Annotated in this window: 12 protein-coding genes; 6 read left to right on the forward strand and 6 right to left on the reverse strand. The window is 71.5% G+C overall.

Features of this window, described 5'->3' with window-relative positions:
* Window positions 1-109 precede the first annotated feature (109 nt).
* A complete protein-coding gene (locus tag Sspor_RS26100) occupies window positions 110-1,171 on the forward strand; it encodes a membrane dipeptidase (RefSeq protein ID WP_202201298.1) in 1,062 nt (353 codons plus the stop codon).
* Window positions 1,172-1,430: 259 nt separating this feature from the next.
* On the opposite strand, the gene Sspor_RS26105 is transcribed toward Sspor_RS26100, so the two are convergent.
* On the reverse strand, window positions 1,431-2,774 hold the full coding sequence (locus tag Sspor_RS26105; RefSeq protein WP_202201299.1) for a UDP-glucose dehydrogenase family protein: 1,344 nt from the start codon (window positions 2,772-2,774) through the stop codon (window positions 1,431-1,433).
* 194 nt (window positions 2,775-2,968) lie between these two features.
* On the opposite strand from Sspor_RS26105, the gene Sspor_RS26110 reads away from it, so the two are divergent.
* The 3 genes from Sspor_RS26110 to manB all read left to right on the forward strand — a co-directional run bounded on the left by Sspor_RS26110 (window position 2,969) and on the right by manB (window position 6,157).
* Window positions 2,969-4,141: an acyl-CoA dehydrogenase gene (locus Sspor_RS26110; protein WP_202201300.1), complete on the forward strand. Its 1,173-nt coding sequence runs from the start codon at window positions 2,969-2,971 to the stop codon at window positions 4,139-4,141.
* A 126-nt stretch (window positions 4,142-4,267) separates the two neighbouring features.
* Complete coding sequence (locus Sspor_RS26115; RefSeq protein ID WP_202201301.1) at window positions 4,268-4,912, forward strand: hypothetical protein; 645 nt, start codon at window positions 4,268-4,270, stop codon at window positions 4,910-4,912.
* Between the two features lie 162 nt (window positions 4,913-5,074).
* Window positions 5,075-6,157 carry a mannose-1-phosphate guanylyltransferase gene (gene manB / locus Sspor_RS26120; protein WP_202201302.1) on the forward strand — a complete coding sequence of 361 codons (1,083 nt, stop codon included), beginning with the start codon at window positions 5,075-5,077 and terminating at the stop codon, window positions 6,155-6,157.
* Between the two features lie 44 nt (window positions 6,158-6,201).
* Here the strand turns inward: manB and Sspor_RS26125 are convergent, their stop codons facing one another.
* Window positions 6,202-7,506: an LCP family protein gene (locus Sspor_RS26125; RefSeq protein ID WP_202201303.1), complete on the reverse strand. Its 1,305-nt coding sequence runs from the start codon at window positions 7,504-7,506 to the stop codon at window positions 6,202-6,204.
* Window positions 7,507-7,681: 175 nt separating this feature from the next.
* Between Sspor_RS26125 and Sspor_RS26130 the strand changes: the two genes are divergently transcribed.
* The gene (locus Sspor_RS26130) at window positions 7,682-8,218 is read left to right on the forward strand and encodes an acyl-CoA thioesterase (protein WP_202201304.1); all 537 of its coding nucleotides are present in this window, start codon (window positions 7,682-7,684) and stop codon (window positions 8,216-8,218) included.
* 15 nt (window positions 8,219-8,233) lie between these two features.
* On the opposite strand, the gene Sspor_RS26135 is transcribed toward Sspor_RS26130, so the two are convergent.
* A complete protein-coding gene (locus tag Sspor_RS26135) occupies window positions 8,234-9,730 on the reverse strand; it encodes an LCP family protein (protein ID WP_202201305.1) in 1,497 nt (498 codons plus the stop codon).
* 175 nt (window positions 9,731-9,905) lie between these two features.
* Between Sspor_RS26135 and Sspor_RS26140 the strand changes: the two genes are divergently transcribed.
* Window positions 9,906-10,931 (forward strand): glycosyltransferase family 2 protein, encoded by a 1,026-nt coding sequence (locus Sspor_RS26140; RefSeq protein WP_202201306.1) that lies wholly within the window; start codon window positions 9,906-9,908, stop codon window positions 10,929-10,931.
* 73 nt (window positions 10,932-11,004) lie between these two features.
* On the opposite strand, the gene Sspor_RS26145 is transcribed toward Sspor_RS26140, so the two are convergent.
* The 3 genes from Sspor_RS26145 to Sspor_RS26155 all read right to left on the reverse strand — a co-directional run bounded on the left by Sspor_RS26145 (window position 11,005) and on the right by Sspor_RS26155 (window position 15,952).
* On the reverse strand, window positions 11,005-12,711 hold the full coding sequence (locus Sspor_RS26145) for an LCP family protein (RefSeq protein WP_237404032.1): 1,707 nt from the start codon (window positions 12,709-12,711) through the stop codon (window positions 11,005-11,007).
* A 59-nt stretch (window positions 12,712-12,770) separates the two neighbouring features.
* Complete coding sequence (locus Sspor_RS26150; RefSeq protein ID WP_202201307.1) at window positions 12,771-14,504, reverse strand: LCP family protein; 1,734 nt, start codon at window positions 14,502-14,504, stop codon at window positions 12,771-12,773.
* Window positions 14,505-14,725: 221 nt separating this feature from the next.
* The gene (locus Sspor_RS26155; RefSeq protein WP_237404033.1) at window positions 14,726-15,952 is read right to left on the reverse strand and encodes an LCP family protein; all 1,227 of its coding nucleotides are present in this window, start codon (window positions 15,950-15,952) and stop codon (window positions 14,726-14,728) included.
* Window positions 15,953-16,042 lie beyond the last annotated feature (90 nt).

Genomic DNA, 16,042 nt, shown 5'->3' on the forward strand with positions numbered 1-16,042 from the left:
TGTGACCTGCGGGTTCACTCGAACGCTGCGTCCGCCGGGCGGCCCGGCCGTCCCGCGTGTCACGGTGGCACCACCTCTCCCTGCTGCCGCCGAGACCGGAGCGAACGCCATGGCCGACCTGCAGGATGAACCCCACTCCGTGGGCATCGGAGCCGAAGACCTCCCCGCACCCGCGGCAGCGGTGGCGGCGGGCGCCCTCGACCGGGCCGTCGCGCTGCTGGCCGTCCATCCCGTGGTCGACGGGTGCAACACCCTGGTCCGGACCCTGCACCAGAGCCCGTACCACGACATCGAGACCTCGGACACGGGCGTGGACACCGACATCCCGCGACTGCGCGCCGGGGGAGTCGGGGCCCAGTTCTGGTCCCTGCTCGTCCCGTCGGCGCACGAGGACGCACCCGGTGACCAGGTGCTCTCCGACACGCTCGACCAGATCGACACGGCGCTGACCCTGATGCGCCGCTACCCCGACAGCCTGTGCCTGGCCCTGAGCGCCGACGACCTGGCGGACGCCCGCAACCGGGGCCGCATCGCCTCGTTCCTGGGCCCGGTGCCCGGCCGCACGCTGACCGGCTCCCTGGGCGCGCTGCGCGCCTTCCACGCGCTGGGCGTACGGATCCTCGCGCCCGCGGGGGCCCCCTGGGCGCAGGAGGAGCTGACGGCCTTCGGCCACGAGGTGGTCCGCGAGGCGAACCGGCTGGCGATCCTGCTGGACCTGACGGGCTGCGCACCGGCGGTCGCCTGCCGGCTCGCGGGTGCCTCCAAGGCCCCGGTGATCATCTCGAACACGGCGGCGGCCTCGCTGAACCCGCATCCGGGGAACGTGACCGACGAGGTCCTGGCCGCGCTCCGGGAGGCGAACGGTCTCGCGATGGTCACCTTCGACACCGCGCGCACCGGGGACTCCCTGCACGCGGTGGCGGACCACCTGGACCACGTACGGGCGATCGCGGGCCCGCACGGTGTCGGACTCGGCGCCACCTTCGGCACCGGACCGGGCCACCCCCGCCCGACGGGCCTGACGGACCCCTCGGGCTATCCGAGGCTGATCGCGGAGCTGCTGGAGCGCGGCTGGCCTGAGTCCGAGGTCGCCCTGCTGACCTGGGGCAACGCCCAGCGCGTGGTCCGCGACGCGGAATTCACCGCCCGCGCCGCCGGCCACCGCCGCTGAACGAGCCCCGCCGGCATGTGAGGCGCGGGGTCCGGGGCGGCGCCCCGGCAACGGCGCCGCACCGGCACCCGGATCCGCACCCCGCCCGCCCGGAGGGCTAGGGGGTGTCTTGCCGATCAGGCCGGGCTCGCGGCGGCCGGCACCGCGCCTCGCCGCGTTGTCCTCGGTCGGCGACGCTCCGCGTCGCCTCCCTCGTCCGCCTTGCGATCCACGGCACCGGCCACCGCTCCCTGATCCACCCTGATCGACAAGACACCCCCTAGGCGCGGGGGCGGCCCATCGCGCGGTACGTCCAGCCCGCGGCACGCCACCGCACGGGATCCAGCGCGTTGCGGCCGTCCAGGACGAGGCGGTCGGTGACGACCCCGGCGAGCTCGGCGGGGTCGAGGTCGCGGAACTCGCGCCACTCGGTGAGGTGCAGGACCACCTCCGCGCCCCGGGCCGCCGCGAGCGCGGAGTCCGCGTACCCCAGCGTCGGGAAGACGCGGCGGGCGTTGTCCATGCCCTTGGGGTCGTAGACGGTGACCTGGCCGCCCTGGAGGTGGATCTGCCCGGCCACGTTCAGCGCGGGGGAGTCCCGGACGTCGTCCGAGTCCGGCTTGAAGGTGGCGCCGAGCACGGCGACCCGCTTGCCGAGGAACGAACCGCCCACGGCCTCCCGGGCCAGCTCCACCATGTGCCCGCGGCGCCGCATGTTGATGGAGTCGACCTCGCGCAGGAAGGTCAGCGCCTGGTCGGCGCCGAGCTCGCCGGCGCGCGCCATGAAGGCCCGGATGTCCTTGGGCAGGCAGCCACCGCCGAAGCCGATCCCGGCGCGCAGGAACTTCGCGCCGATCCGCTCGTCGTAGCCGATGGCCTCGGCCAGCTTGACCACGTCACCGCCGGCGGCCTCGCACACCTCCGCCATGGCGTTGATGAAGGAGATCTTGGTGGCGAGGAAGGAGTTGGCAGCGGTCTTCACCAGTTCCGCGGTCGGGAAGTCGGTGACGACCAGCGGGGTCCCCTCCGACATCGGCGTCTCGTACACCTCCCGCAGCACCTTCTCGCCGCGCTCGCCCTGGACGCCGATCACGATCCGGTCGGGGTGCAGGGTGTCAGCGACCGCGAAGCCCTCCCGCAGGAATTCCGGGTTCCAGGCCAGCTCCACGTCCGCGCCCGCCGGGGCCAGCTCCGCGAGCTTCACCGCGAGCCGCTCCGCCGAGCCCACCGGCACCGTGGACTTGCCGACGACCAGGACCGGCCGGGTCAGGTGCGGGGCCAGCGAGGCCATCGCGGCGTCGACGTAGGACATGTCGCAGGCGTACTCGCCGTGCTTCTGCGGAGTGTTCACGCAGACGAAGTGGACGTCGCCGAACGCGCCGACCTCCTCGTAGGAGGTCGTGAACCGCAGCCGCCCCGTGGCGCCGGGCAGTCCGGCCACGTGCTTGGCCAGCAGTTCCTCCAGCCCGGGCTCGTACATCGGGACCCGGCCGGAGGACAGCATCTCGATCTTCTCGGGCACCACGTCCAGTCCCAGCACCTCGAATCCCAGCTCCGCCATCGCGGCGGCGTGGGTCGCACCGAGGTATCCGGTGCCGATCACAGTGATCCTGAGGGGGGCCATGGGTGCTCCAGAGGTGCGGGGCCGTTTGCGGCCACTGAGCATAGTCGGGCCCACCAGCGGGGACGTTCCCCAGGAGACCTCCGCTGTCACCCATCTCACGTGGGCCGTCCATATCGCCATCCGTGACCGGACCACTAAGCTTGGGTTACTTAACGGTAGTTAGCATCACGCATCACCCTGGGGAGTGAGAGATCTTGGCGGGTTCTGCCGACTTCGACCTGTACCGCCCGGCCGAGGAGCACGACATGCTCCGCGAGTCGGTCCGCTCGCTCGCCGAGGCGAAGATCCTGCCGTTCGCGGCCGCGGTCGACGAGGAGTCCCGCTTCCCGCAGGAGGCCCTGGACGCCCTGGTCTCCAGCGACCTGCACGCCGTCCACGTGCCCGAGACCTACGGCGGCGCCGGCGCCGACGCCCTCGCCACCGTGATCGTGATCGAGGAGGTGGCCCGTGTCTGCGCCTCCTCCTCCCTCATCCCGGCCGTGAACAAGCTCGGCTCGCTCCCGGTGATCCTCTCCGGTTCCGAGGAGCTCAAGGCCAAGTACCTGGGCCCCCTCGCCAAGGGCGACGCGATGTTCTCGTACGCGCTCTCCGAGCCGGACGCGGGCTCCGACGCCGCCGGCATGAAGACCCGCGCCGTGCGCGACGGGGACTTCTGGGTGCTCAACGGCGTCAAGCGCTGGATCACCAACGCGGGCGTCTCCGAGTACTACACGGTCATGGCCGTCACCGACCCCGAGAAGCGCTCCAAGGGCATTAGCGCCTTCGTCGTCGAGAAGTCCGACGAGGGTGTCTCCTTCGGCGCCCCGGAGAAGAAGCTCGGCATCAAGGGCTCCCCGACGCGCGAGGTCTACCTCGACAACGTCCGGATCCCCGCCGACCGCATGATCGGCGCCGAGGGCACCGGCTTCGCCACCGCGATGAAGACCCTGGACCACACCCGCATCACCATCGCGGCCCAGGCGCTCGGCATCGCCCAGGGCGCCCTGGACTACGCCAAGGGCTACGTCCAGGAGCGCAAGCAGTTCGGCAAGCCGATCGGCGACTTCCAGGGCGTGCAGTTCATGCTCGCGGACATGGCCATGAAGATCGAGGCCGCCCGCCAGCTGACCTACTCGGCCGCGGCCAAGTCCGAGCGCGTCTCCGCCGGAGGTGACAAGGAGGACCTGACCTTCTTCGGCGCCGCGGCCAAGTGCTTCGCCTCCGACGTGGCCATGGAGGTCACCACGGACGCCGTCCAGCTCCTCGGCGGCTACGGCTACACCCGTGACTACCCGGTCGAGCGCATGATGCGCGACGCCAAGATCACCCAGATCTACGAGGGCACGAACCAGGTCCAGCGGATCGTCATGGCCCGCAACCTGCCGTAACCCCCGGTCCGACCCGCACCGACGCGGACGTCCCCCGGCAGCCCGCCGGGGGACGTCCGCGCCCGGGACGGCGGGCTAGGCTGTGCCGCTGTCAGCCGTAGGCGCGCAGGTGGGGCGGAAGCAAGCATGTTCACGGAACGCCAGATATCGGCGATGCTCGGGCAGATCGCCCGCCAGGACGTCGTCGAGATCGGTCCGGAGCAGGCCGCCGGCCGGGCCGCCGCCCTGGCCCACGTCGCGGAGCAGTACGGCTACGCGTACGACCGGGCCCACCGGACCGGGCACAACGACATGCAGATCCTCGTGCGGATGTACCGGGACCCGCACCCCGGGGCACGCGCCCGCGAAGCGGCGACCATCGCCGCCCACCCGCAGGCCGGCAGCGGCGGGACGGTGCCGGGAATGCGGCCGGGGACGGTCAAGCCGACCCCCGAAGCCGAGGAGGCCGTGGCCCGGCTGAAAGACCGGATCATGCTCGACGTCCTGGCCCAGGCCGCGGACAGGCGGCAGCAGACGTTCGCCTACGGATCCTGCGCGGTCCTGGCGCTCGTCCTGCTCCTCGCCGGGATGCCGATCGGCGCGCTGGTCGGCGGCGCGGCGCTCGCGGCGTTCCTGTGGGGCGCCTTCAGGCTGGGCACGGTCCGCAGGCAGCGGATCGCCCGGCGGCTGACCGACGCCGGGTTCGTCCCGGTCCGGGACGAGACCGGCAGGCAGCGCTTCGTGCGGCCCGGACAGCAACTGCCCGGCCACGTCAATCCGTTCACCGCCTGACGGTTGAACGAACCGGTCGACACCGGTCATTTCATGACACGCCGAGTGTGGCGCCCCCAGGGGAGCGCACCCGGTCACCCCCATCCGGCTCCGGCCTTGGGACGCCCCCGGGATGGGCTAAATTTGGACCTTCGTACGCCGGAATCGGTTGGGGAGAACGCAATGACGGAAGCGATCCTGCTGGTCGGCGGACAGGGGACGCGCCTGCGGCCCGTGACGGTGAACACGCCCAAGCCGATGGTCCCCACGGCCGGCGTCCCGTTCCTCGCCCACCAGATAGCCAGGGCCGCCGCCGCCGGTGTCACGCACATCGTGATGGCCACCTGCTACCTCGCCGAGGTCTTCGAGCCCTACTTCGGCGACGGATCCGACTTCGGCCTCAGCCTCGAATACGTGGTGGAGGACGAGCCCCTCGGGACCGGCGGCGCCATCCGCAACGCCGGGGCGCGCCTGACCGGCGGCCCGGACTCCTCCGTCCTCGTCTTCAACGGCGACATCCTCACCGGCCTCGACATCGCCGGGCTGGTCGAGTCCCACAAGGCGGCCGACGCGGACGTCTCCCTGCACCTGGTCCGGGTCGAGGACCCGCGCGCCTTCGGTCTGGTCCCCACCGACTCCGAGGGGCGGGTGCTGGCCTTCACCGAGAAGCCGCAGACCCCCGAGGAGATCATCACCGACCAGATCAACGCCGGCTGCTACGTCTTCCGCCGCAGCGTGATCGACTCCATCCCGGCCGGCCGCCCGGTCTCCGTCGAGCGCGAGACCTTCCCCGGCCTCCTCGCCACCGGGGCCAAGCTGCACGGCGTCACCGAGAACACCTACTGGATGGACCTCGGCAAGCCCGAGTCGATCATCCAGGCCTCCGCCGACCTCGTACGCGGCGTGGTCTCCTCCCCGGCCGTCCCCGGACGCCGCGGCGAGTACCTGGTCCTGCCGGGCGCCGAGGTGGCGACCGGGGCCAAGCTCTCCGGGGGCACCGTCGTGGGCGCCGGCGCCCGGATCGGGGCCGGAGCGGTCGTCCAGGGCTCCATCGTCCTCGACGACGCCGTCATCGGCCCGGACGCCCAGGTGAACGCCAGCCTGATCGGCGCCCGCGCCTCGGTGGGTGCGCGGACCGTCCTCGACGCCGCCGTCATCGGCGACGGCGCCGACGTGGGGGCCGACAACGAACTGCGCGGCGGCGCCCGCGTGTGGTGCGAGGCGCGGCTGCCCGCCGCCGCGATCCGCTTCTCCCCGGACGCCTGACCGGGGGAGGGAGTACGGCCGACGGGCCGCGCTCCCTCACCGCGTCAGTTACCGCGGACGGTGACCTTCTCGTCGTTCTGGATCTGCTTCACCAGCTGCTGCACCTTCGCCTTGTCCCAGACGAGGTTGCCGCCGCGCTGGCCGGAGATCGGCATGTTCATCGACACACCGTCACCGCCGTTGACGCCCTTCATCGCGAAGAACATCTGACCCATGTCGTACAGGCCCATGTCCTTGTCCACGATCAGGGTGTCCAGGCCCGCGCCCAGCATCGGGTAGAGCGAGAACGGGTTGAGGATCGTCGACGGCGTCGCGGCCTGACTGGCCAGCGCCGACAGGAACTTCTGCTGGTTCTTCGTCCGCTGCAGGTCGGACTCGGCGAAGGCGTACCGGGTCCGTACGAAGGCCAGGGACTGCTCGCCGTTGAGGGTCTGCTTGCCGGCCTTGAAGTCGGCGCCCGACTTCTCGTCCTTGAAGCCCTCCTCGATGTCCAGCTCCACACCGCCCAGCGCGTCCACGATGTTCGCGAAGCCGGCGAAGCCGATCTCCGCGTAGTGGTCGATGCGCAGGCCCGTGTTGTGCTCCACCGTCCGCACGAGCAGCTCGGGGCCGTCCTCCGCGTAGGCGGCGTTCAGCTTGACCCGGCGGCCCTGGGCGGGGAAGGTCTTGCCGGACTGCGAGCCCACGAAGGACGGGATCTCCACGTCCGAGTCGCGGGGCAGCGAGATCATGGTGTTCCCGCTGGAGCACTTGGCCAGGATCATCATCGAGTCGGTCCGCTTGCCCTCGGCCGAGCCGGTGTGCAGCTTCTTCTTCTCCTCGGCGGACATGCCCTCGCGGCTGTCGGAGCCCACGATGAGGTACGTCGTGCAGTCGCCCTCCTTCGGGCGCTCGATGACCTTGGAGAGGTCCACCTCGCGGCGCACCTTGGAGTCGGCCCAGAAGTAGGTGGCGACGGATGTCACAAGGAGCGCGGAGACCAGCACGATCGAGCCGACCTTGATCCGCTTGCGCCAGTCCGGGGCCGGACCGGGCGCCCGCCCGGGGCGGCCGGGTCCGGACGGCCCACCGGGCCCGCCCGGGGCACCGCCCGCGGGCGCCCCGTAGACCTGGCCGGTGTTGTAGCCGCTGTCGTAACCGCCGTACGTGTCGTGGCCGCCCGCCTGCTGCGGGGGTACGCCGTGCGCGGGCGGCGGGCCCGCCGGGCGCTGCGGGCGCGGGGGCTGCCCGGGCAGCGGCTGCTGCTGAGGCTGCCGCTGGATGTGCCGCATCCGCTGCACACCCTCGGGCTGCGGCTGCGCGCTGCCGCGCCCGTACGCGTCGTCACGACCTTCTGGCCAGTCATTCATGCGCCCTAGAATGCCTGCCCGGATGCGTGCTCCGACAGCCCGGTCCGCATTCCGTACCGCTGCTGTTGCAGAGCTGATGCCTACCCATCCCATCTCGGGGTGTCCCGCCGGTCGGGCGGGGCCCGCGGTGCTCCCTGATCCGGCCCGGCCGCCAGGACACCCCTAAGGTGTCCGTATGACACAGATACCGGGCGACCTGCCCGGGAAGCCGACCGCAGCCTCCCGGACGACCCTCAGCCACATCATGACCGCCAACGACACCAACCTCCTCGGTACGGTGCACGGCGGAGTGATCATGAAGCTGGTGGACGACGCGGCCGGCGCCGTGGCCGGCCGCCACTCCGGCGGCCCGGCCGTCACCGCCTCCATGGACGAGATGGCCTTCCTCGCACCCGTGCGCGTGGGTGACCTCGTCCACGTGAAGGCCCAGTGCAACTGGACCGGCCGCTCCTCCATGGAGATCGGCGTACGCGTCCTCGCGGAGCGGTGGAACGAGTCCACCCCCGCCACCCAGGTCGGCACCGCCTACCTCGTCTTCGCCGCGGTCGACGCCGACGGCAAGCCCCGCGAGGTCCCGCCCGTCCTCCCGGAGACGGAACAGGACGAGCGGCGCTACCAGGAGGCCCAGATCCGCCGCACCCACCGGCTCGCCCGCCGCCAGGCGATCATGGCGCTGCGCGAGGAGCGGGCGGCCCAGGGCTTCGACGACTGACGCCCGCCCGGCTCCTCACTTCCCGCAGACCACCTGGTCGCCGGTGACCACCCCGAAGGTCCCCTGGTACGGGTCCTCGGCCCGCACCGGCACCACCTTGCGGTAGTCCGCTCCCGCGACCACCAGCACCGTCCGGCCCTGGCCCGCCACCGCCCGCAGCTCGCTGCCCGGCAGCGCGGCCGCCACCGACCGGGCGGAGCGGTCCCAGCGGGGGTCGTAGGTGATCACCGTCCGCTTGACCTCGCGGCTGGCCCCGTTGCCCGGGGCCCGGGTGGTGTCGAAGCCGGTGGCGCGCAGCGCGGCGTCGACCCGCCCGCCCAGGCCGTCGATCCGGGTGCCGTTCTCCACCTGGACCCGGACCTGGGGCGGGGGCACGTCCACGGGCACCGCCGCGGGCGGACCGTCGCCGGCCTTCCCCGGCCGTGCCGGGGCCAGGGGCCGGTCCTCGCGCAGCGCCTCGAACAGCTTGGCCGCCTTCGGCTCGTCCCACTTCACGGTGGACCCGATGCCCTTGACGGGGAAGGAGGGGCTGCCGATGGGCACCGACGCGAACTCCGAGGAGGACGGGGTGAAGTCCCGCATCGCCTGTCCGAGGGCCAGCATCTGCTCCGAGCCGAAGTCCCTGTCGGCCCGGACGGAGCCGAGGAGGGTGGAGCTGACCTCCTTGAACTTCACCGGGTTCAGCAGTACCCCGCCCCCGGTCGCCTGCTTGATCAGGGCGGCGATGAACCGCTGCTGGCGCTGCATCCGGCCGAGGTCGGAGGCCCCGTCGACATGGCGCGAGCGCACGTACTGCAGGGCCTGTCCGCCGCTGAGGCGGTGGCTGCCGGGCAGCAGGTCGAGGCCGGTGTTCCGGTCGCGCATGGTCTTGGCCGTGCAGATCTCCACGCCGCCCATCGCGTCGACCGTTTTCATGAAGCTGGTGAAGTCGACCTCCAGGTAGTGGTCGATCTTCACCCGGGTCATGTTCTCCACGGTCCGCACGGTCAGGTTGGGCCCGCCCTCCGCGTACGCCGCGTTCAGCCGTACGGGGTGGGCGTTGTGCGCCTTGCCGGTGACCAGGTCCCGGTGCGCGGGCACCTCGGCGTAGCTGTCGCGGGGCAGGCTGACCACACTGGCCCGCTCCTTGTCGGCCGACAGGTGCACCAGCATGATCGTGTCCGTGCAGTGGCAGGGCGCCCCGCCCAGGCGGTACTCGCGCTTCTCCTCCGGGGAGACCTTCTCCCGCCCGTCGGTGCCCACCAGCAGGAAGTTGAGGCCGTGTCCGGCCTGCGGGCGGTTCTTCATGTCCTTGAACGGGTCCACCCGCTCGATCCCGGTGTCCAGGCCGGTCATCACGGCGTGTCCGACGGCCCCGGAGCCGAGCACCGCCACCGAGAGCCCGGCCGCGATCCGTACCCCCCACCGGGGCCGTCCGTCCCGGTGCCGGGCGCGACCGCCGCCTCCGCCGCGTCGGGCGCGCTGCGGTCGGGGCGGCCCGTCGGGGCGGGCGGGACGGTGCGGCTGGGGCACGGTGGACACCTCCGCGGGGGCAGCGGGAAGATCGGTCGGGGCACTGTCCGGATCGGCTGATTCGGCAGAACAGTAGGCCCATACGATCAGCAGTTGTCCGTACCGATCGCTCGGCGCGCACCCGGTTCCCCCGTACGCGGTAACGTGACACCGATACCCGACCTTGAAGGACCACATGCCCGCCCAGCAGCCCGCAGTCTCGGTGATCATGCCGGTGCTCAATGAGGAGCACTACCTCCGCGATTCCATCCGCCACATCCTGGAACAGGAGTACGCGGGTGAGATGGAGGTGGTGATCGCACTCGGGCCGTCCACGGACCGCACCGACGAGATCGCCGCCGAACTCGTCGCCGAGGATCCCCGAGTCCACACCGTCCCGAACCCCACCGGCCGGACCCCGGCGGCGCTCAACGCCGCCATCAAGGCCTCGCGTCACCCGATCGTGGTACGCGTCGACGGCCACGGCATGCTCTCGCCGAACTACATCGCCACCGCCGTCCGCCTCCTGGAGGAGACCGGTGCGCAGAACGTCGGCGGCATCATGCACGCGGAGGGCGAGAACGCCTGGGAAGAGGCCGTCGCCGCCGCGATGACCTCGAAGATCGGTGTGGGCAACGCGCCGTTCCACACCGGCGGCCAGGCGGGACCGGCCGAGACCGTCTACCTCGGAGTCTTCCGCCGCGAGGCGCTGGAACAGCAGGGCGGCTACAACGAGGAGTTCATCCGCGCCCAGGACTGGGAGCTGAACTTCCGCATCCGTGAAGCCGGCGGTCTGATCTGGTTCTCGCCGGAGCTGATGGTCCAGTACCGTCCGCGGCGCTCCGTACGGGCCCTGGCCAAGCAGTACAAGGACTACGGGCGCTGGCGGCACGTCGTGGCCCGCTACCACTCGGGCTCCATCAACCTGCGCTACCTGGCCCCGCCGACCCTCGTCTGCGCCCTCGCCGCGGGCGTGGTCGTGGGCGTGGCCGTCACCCCCCTGGGCTTCGCCGTCCCGGCCGGCTACCTCGCGGCGATCGCCGCGGGCTCCGTACCGGCGGGCAAGGGGCTCGGTCTCAAGGCCCGGGCGCAGATCCCCGTCGCCCTGGCGACCATGCACCTGTGCTGGGGCTTCGGCTTCCTGACCAGCCCGCGGGAGCTGGCGAACAAGGTCATCGCGAGCCGCCGTCCGGCCGTGCGCCGGGACTCCTCGCAGGTCTGAGACGTACGAAGGGGCCCGGTAGGGCGGCCGCGAGTCCTCGCAGCCGCCGCACCGGGCCCCTTTCGCGTGCGTCCTACCAGGTGAAGCCCGGCTGGATCGCCATGCAGGCGCCCTCGTTGTCGCCGTTGAGCGCGTGGGCCGAGGTCGGGGCCACGGTCGGGGCGGGCGGCGGCGGGGTCGGCGCGCTGCCGCTGCGCCAGTCCTTGCCGACGAACAGGGTGATCCCGGGGACCTCTCCGGACTTCTGCACCGAGGCGGCGGGCAGGCCCAGGGCGGTGGCCACGGCGCCCGCGTCGGCCGCCTGGGCGTCCGTGGCGTAGCGGACCACCGTGGTGTCCTCCGCGCCCGTCTGGGTGTCGGCGGAAGCCTTGGTGAAGCCCTTGCCGCTCAGCAGGGCGGCCACGTCGTTCGCCCGGTTCTTGACCCGGGTCTCGGCGCCGTCCTTGCCGCTCGTGGCGTTGCGGACGCTGACCGGGATCTTCGCGGGGGCCGCGGCCGGAGCCGTGGTGGAAGCCGGCGGGGTCGGGGCGGTGGGGCTCGCCGGGGCCGCGGAGACGCCCGGCGAGGGAGAGGCACCGCTCTCCGGGGTCCCGGAGCCCTTGCCGTCGAGCGCGATGTCCTCGCGGACCATCCGGAACACGGCCTCGGCCTCGCCCGCCATGGGCTCGACCCGGCCGTCGAGGCCCGGCTTGGTGCTGTAGACCCACGGCATGGTGGTCATGGTGATCCGGCCCGGGGGCACCTTCTTGAGCTCCATGCTCAGGTCGTACAGCTTGTCGATCTTGTTCAGGCCGGGGTCCACGACCATGGCCTCGATCGCCGCCTGCGCCAGGCTGTTGAGCTTCACCGGGTTGGTGAGCTTGGCGTTCTTGCGGAACTCGCGGGACATCGACGTCATGTACTGGTGCTGGGCGTGGGTGCGGCCGATGTCGGTGCCGTCCTCGAAGCCGTAGCGGGTGCGCAGCCACTGCAGGGCGGTCTCGCCCTGGATGACGCTCGTCCCCTTCGGCAGCTTCAGGCCGGAGCCCTTGCCGTCACGCGTGCGGGAGTGGACGTTCTCCTCGACGCAGACCGGGACGCCGCCGATGGCGTCCGCCATCGAGACCACACCCTTGAAGTCGATCATCATGAAGTGATCGATCGGGATCTGGGTCAGTTCCTGCCAGGTGGCGACCGTGCAGCCCGGACCGCCGCGCTGCAGGGACTCGTTGGTCTGTACGAGGCCCTTGCTGGCGGGGTGCACCTTGCCGCCCGGCTCGGTGCACTTGGGCATCATCAGCATCGTGTCGCGCGGCATCGAGACGACCGACATGTTGCTGCGGTCCGCCGACAGGTGCAGCAGCATCTGCACGTCCGCCAGCGGCGGGCCGTCGAAGGTGTCCGTGGCCCCGCCGAGCGCCTGGTTCGCCGCGTCGTCGCGCGCGTCGGAGCCGATCAGCAGGATGTTCAGGGGGGTCTGCCCGAAGGCGTTGGGCTTGGAGCCGCCCAGTTTGGTCTCGCCGAGGTTCAGCGCGTCCGTCTGGATGCTGCCGTTCAGGTGGCGGTAGTACAGGTATCCAGCCGCCGCGGTCCCGAGTATCAGCAGGGACAGTACGGAGGCGGTCCAGCGCAGTACGCGCCGCCGGCCCTGTCTGCGGGGAGGGCCGCCGGCCGCCCGTCGAGCCGCTCCGGAGCCGCCCCGCTGGGGGGGCACCGTGCCGGAGGCGCCCGCCACGCCGCCGGATATCTCCCCGGCGGCCTGGGCGTTCGCCCCCTCCCCTCGCACGCTGCTGTGCCTCACACGTCCCCCTCAAGATCCTTCTTGGTCAACAGAGTGCCGGTGTCACCGGCAGGGTCCCGTCACTTGGCGCAGACGGCCTTGTCGGCCTGCGCCCGCTGCACGTCCTCGGGCAGCGACTGCGGCGCCGAGGCCGCGAGCGGGGCGCCCGGCTGCTGGAAGTCCGGACCCAGCGTCAGCTTCATCGGGGTCTTCGCCGCGGCGTCCGCCGTCCCCGCCTTCAGCGCGGTCGCGGGCAGGCCCATGATGTCCGCCAGCGCCCGGGCCTGGTCGGCCTGGTTGGGCGCGTACTCCAGCTGCGTGGCGCCGACCTTGGAGGGCGCGTTGCCGACGTTGCTGGACTTGGCCACGCCCTTGCTGTTCTGCAGCCAGTTCACCGTGGTGGAGGCGGCGCCCTTGGGGCCACCGCCGTTGTAGATGCTCACCCGTACGTCCGCCGCGGCCGCGCGGGTGCCCTGGAGCAGAGCGTCCTGCTTGGCCTTCGCGTCCGCGTCGGCCGCCTCCTTGGCGGCCTGCTCCTTCTTCTCGACCTCCGTGAGCGAGACGTCCCCCCGGATCATCTGCAGCAGCGGATCGGCCAGGGCCTGATCGACGACGACGGTCGCCTTCTTGCCCTCCGGCTCGGCCGGGTTGTCGAGCACCGGGAGCGTGGTGAAGGTGATGTTCTTCGTGTCGATGCCCTTCAACTCGCCTGCCAGATCGGTGAGTTTGCCGATGGACCCGATCCCCGAGTCCACCCCCAGCGACTTGGTGGCGGCCTCCGCCAGGGAGAGGAACTTCTTGGGGCTGGTCAGCGTCTCCTTCGACTTCATCTCACGCATCATCGAACCCAGGAACTGCTGCTGGATCCGGATCCGGTCGAGGTCGCTGTTGTTGCCGAAGCCGTGCCGGGTACGGACGAAGGCGAGGGCCTCCTCACCCTGCAGCCGGTGTTCACCGGCGTCCAGCTTGAGATGCGAGCCCTCCTCGTCGTTGACGGCCTTGTCCAGGCACACCGGTACTCCGCCGACCGCCGTGCTCAGCGTCTTGACGGCGTTGAAGTCGGCCATCATGAAGTGGTCGACCTCGATGCCGGTGAGTTCCTTGACCGTTCGCATCGTGCAGCCCGCGTCCCGGCCCTCCTGGCCCAGGCTGGTGTTGAAGCGGGTGCCCTTGCTGGGGGCGATCGTCTTCGTCGATCCGTCCGGCTGCTTCGTCGGGCAGGCCGGGATGTTCGTGATCAGGTCGCGCGGGATGGACAGCGCGGTCGCGTTCGTCCGGTCCTTCGAGACGTGGAACAGGATCGTGGTGTCGGCGTGGCCGACGCTGTCCTTGTCGCCGTAGTTCTCGTTGCCCGCGCCCGTGCGCTTGTCGGTACCGATGACCAGGATGTTGATGGCCTGGTCCTTCTTGAAGCCGCCCGTGCCCGCGCCCGCCACGTCGGTGACGCTGAGGTTGCCGTTCAGGTGGTCGTAGTAGAGGTACCCGGCCACGGCGCCGCCGACGAGCAGGAAGGCCAGCACGCCGCCGGTGATGGCCAGCGCCTTCTTGCGGCCTCCGCCGCCCAGCTTGCGGGAGCGTCCGCCGCGCCGGCCGCCGCCGGGCGGGGGGTCGCCGCGCCGCGGCCTCGGCACGCCAGGGGAGGGCGAGGTGGGGGCTGAAGGAGCAGACGGTGATCTGCGGGGTGCGGTGACCTTGGGCCGCGCTTGCGCGGCGGAGTCGGCCAGTCGCAGTTCGTAGTTGCCGGTGCGGGGATTGAGTACCCACTGGTCTGCGGGGTCGATCTCGTCGGCCCGCCCACGGCTTTGCGCATCCACGGTTGCTCGAATCCTCCGTCGGTGCCTCGCGACGCGCCTCCCCCGGGCGCACGGTCAACGATCCGGCTGCTGGTGCCCGCTTCTGGTTCGGCCGGGCACCGGATCGCTCACCCTATCCGCCCTGTTCGGCGGCAAACCATGCTGGTGACAAATTCCACTCCCCTTATAACGGGGTGAATCGCCCATCCCACTCGGTTCGGTCACCGGCTTTTGAGATTGCTTTACCGGCAGTCGGCGTTACCCGCAGTGGTTCCGGTGAAAGTAGGGACGGGTACCTGAGGTGTGATGGTTCCCTCGCCGGTGGGATCCGCGTCCGAACCGGCCCCGGTGCCCTCCCCCCGCGCCTCCGCCGCAGGCGCGGTCGGCGTGGGTTCCGGCGGTGCGACCGTGACCGGCTTGTCCATCCGCAGCTGCTGGAACAGCCGCTGCGCGTCGGGCTCGACCAGCTCGTCCCGGTTAGGGTCGGGCGCGTACGGCTTGCGGGGCACCGTCAGGAACTTGACCTGCTCGGTCGGTATGTCCCGCATGCTGCGCACGAGTTCGTACAGGCCGCGCAGCGAGGCCAGCCCCGGGTCCGTGGTCACCGAGGAGGTCGCCGCGTCCAGCAGCGGGTACAGCCGCGTCGGATTCAGCAGCACCCCGTTGCTCTGCACCTTCTTGACGAGCGATCCGAGGAACTGCTGCTGCCGGTCCATCCGTTCGGTGTCACTGCCGTTGCCCAGGCTGTGGCGGGCACGGACGTACCCCAGCGCCTGCTCGCCCCGCAGGGTCTGGCGCCCGGCGGCCAGCCGCAGCTTGGCCTCGGCGTCGTTCACCGGCTCCTTGAGGCAGACCTCCACCCCGCCGATGGCGTCGACCATCTTCTTGAACCCGCCGAAGTCGACCACCATGTGGTGGTCGACGCGGATCCCGGTGAGCTTCTCCACCGTACGGATCGTGCAGGCGGCCCCACCCCACTGGAACGCCCAGTTGAACTGCGCGAACCGCTCGGCGGTACGGGTCCCGTCCGCCTTCCGGCAGGTGGGGACGTCCGTCATCAGGTCCCGGGGGATCGACACCGCGGTCGCGCTCCTGCGGTCCTGCGGCAGGTGCAGCAGGATCGTGGTGTCGGAGCGCTGGGTGCCCCCGTCCTGCCCGTATCCGGCGTTGCGCTTGCCGGAACGCGAGTCCGAGCCGATCAGCAGGATGTTCTGGGCCCCGGTGGCCAGGTGCGCCGGGCGCTCGCGCTCGTAGCGCCTCAGCTCGGCCGCGGCCGAGGTGTCCTCGGTGATGTTCCCGTCGAGCTTGTTGTAGATCCACCAGCCGGTGGCCGTACCCGCCAGGACCAGGAAGACCGCCCCCAGGCCGATCCAGCGCAGCAGCCGGCGCCGGCGCCCGCGGCCGCGCGGGGTCCGTCCCGCGCCCCCGGCCGCTTCGGTGCCGCCCGGTGTGCCTGCGCTGTCCGTCACTGGCGTCCGTCCCCTCGCCGCTACGACTCTGGGCCGTCGGCCGTACGGGTGAGCACGGCCACTGCCGATGCTGCCCCCGGGGCGCCGGAG

It is taken from the genome of Streptomyces spororaveus, assembly GCF_016755875.1.
Lineage (GTDB): Bacteria > Actinomycetota > Actinomycetes > Streptomycetales > Streptomycetaceae > Streptomyces > Streptomyces spororaveus.

Bases quoted from the DNA above. Each gene is read 5' to 3' on its own strand.
- Sspor_RS26115 (WP_202201301.1), top strand. From the start codon at position 4,268: ATGTTCACGGAACGCCAGATATCGGCGATGCTCGGGCAGATCGCCCGC.
- Sspor_RS26100 (WP_202201298.1), top strand. From the start codon at position 110: ATGGCCGACCTGCAGGATGAACCCCACTCCGTGGGCATCGGAGCCGAA.
- Sspor_RS26130 (WP_202201304.1), top strand. From the start codon at position 7,682: ATGACACAGATACCGGGCGACCTGCCCGGGAAGCCGACCGCAGCCTCC.
- Sspor_RS26140 (WP_202201306.1), top strand. From the start codon at position 9,906: ATGCCCGCCCAGCAGCCCGCAGTCTCGGTGATCATGCCGGTGCTCAAT.
- manB (WP_202201302.1), top strand. From the start codon at position 5,075: ATGACGGAAGCGATCCTGCTGGTCGGCGGACAGGGGACGCGCCTGCGG.
- Sspor_RS26125 (WP_202201303.1), bottom strand. From the start codon at position 7,506: ATGAATGACTGGCCAGAAGGTCGTGACGACGCGTACGGGCGCGGCAGC.
- Sspor_RS26105 (WP_202201299.1), bottom strand. From the start codon at position 2,774: ATGGCCCCCCTCAGGATCACTGTGATCGGCACCGGATACCTCGGTGCG.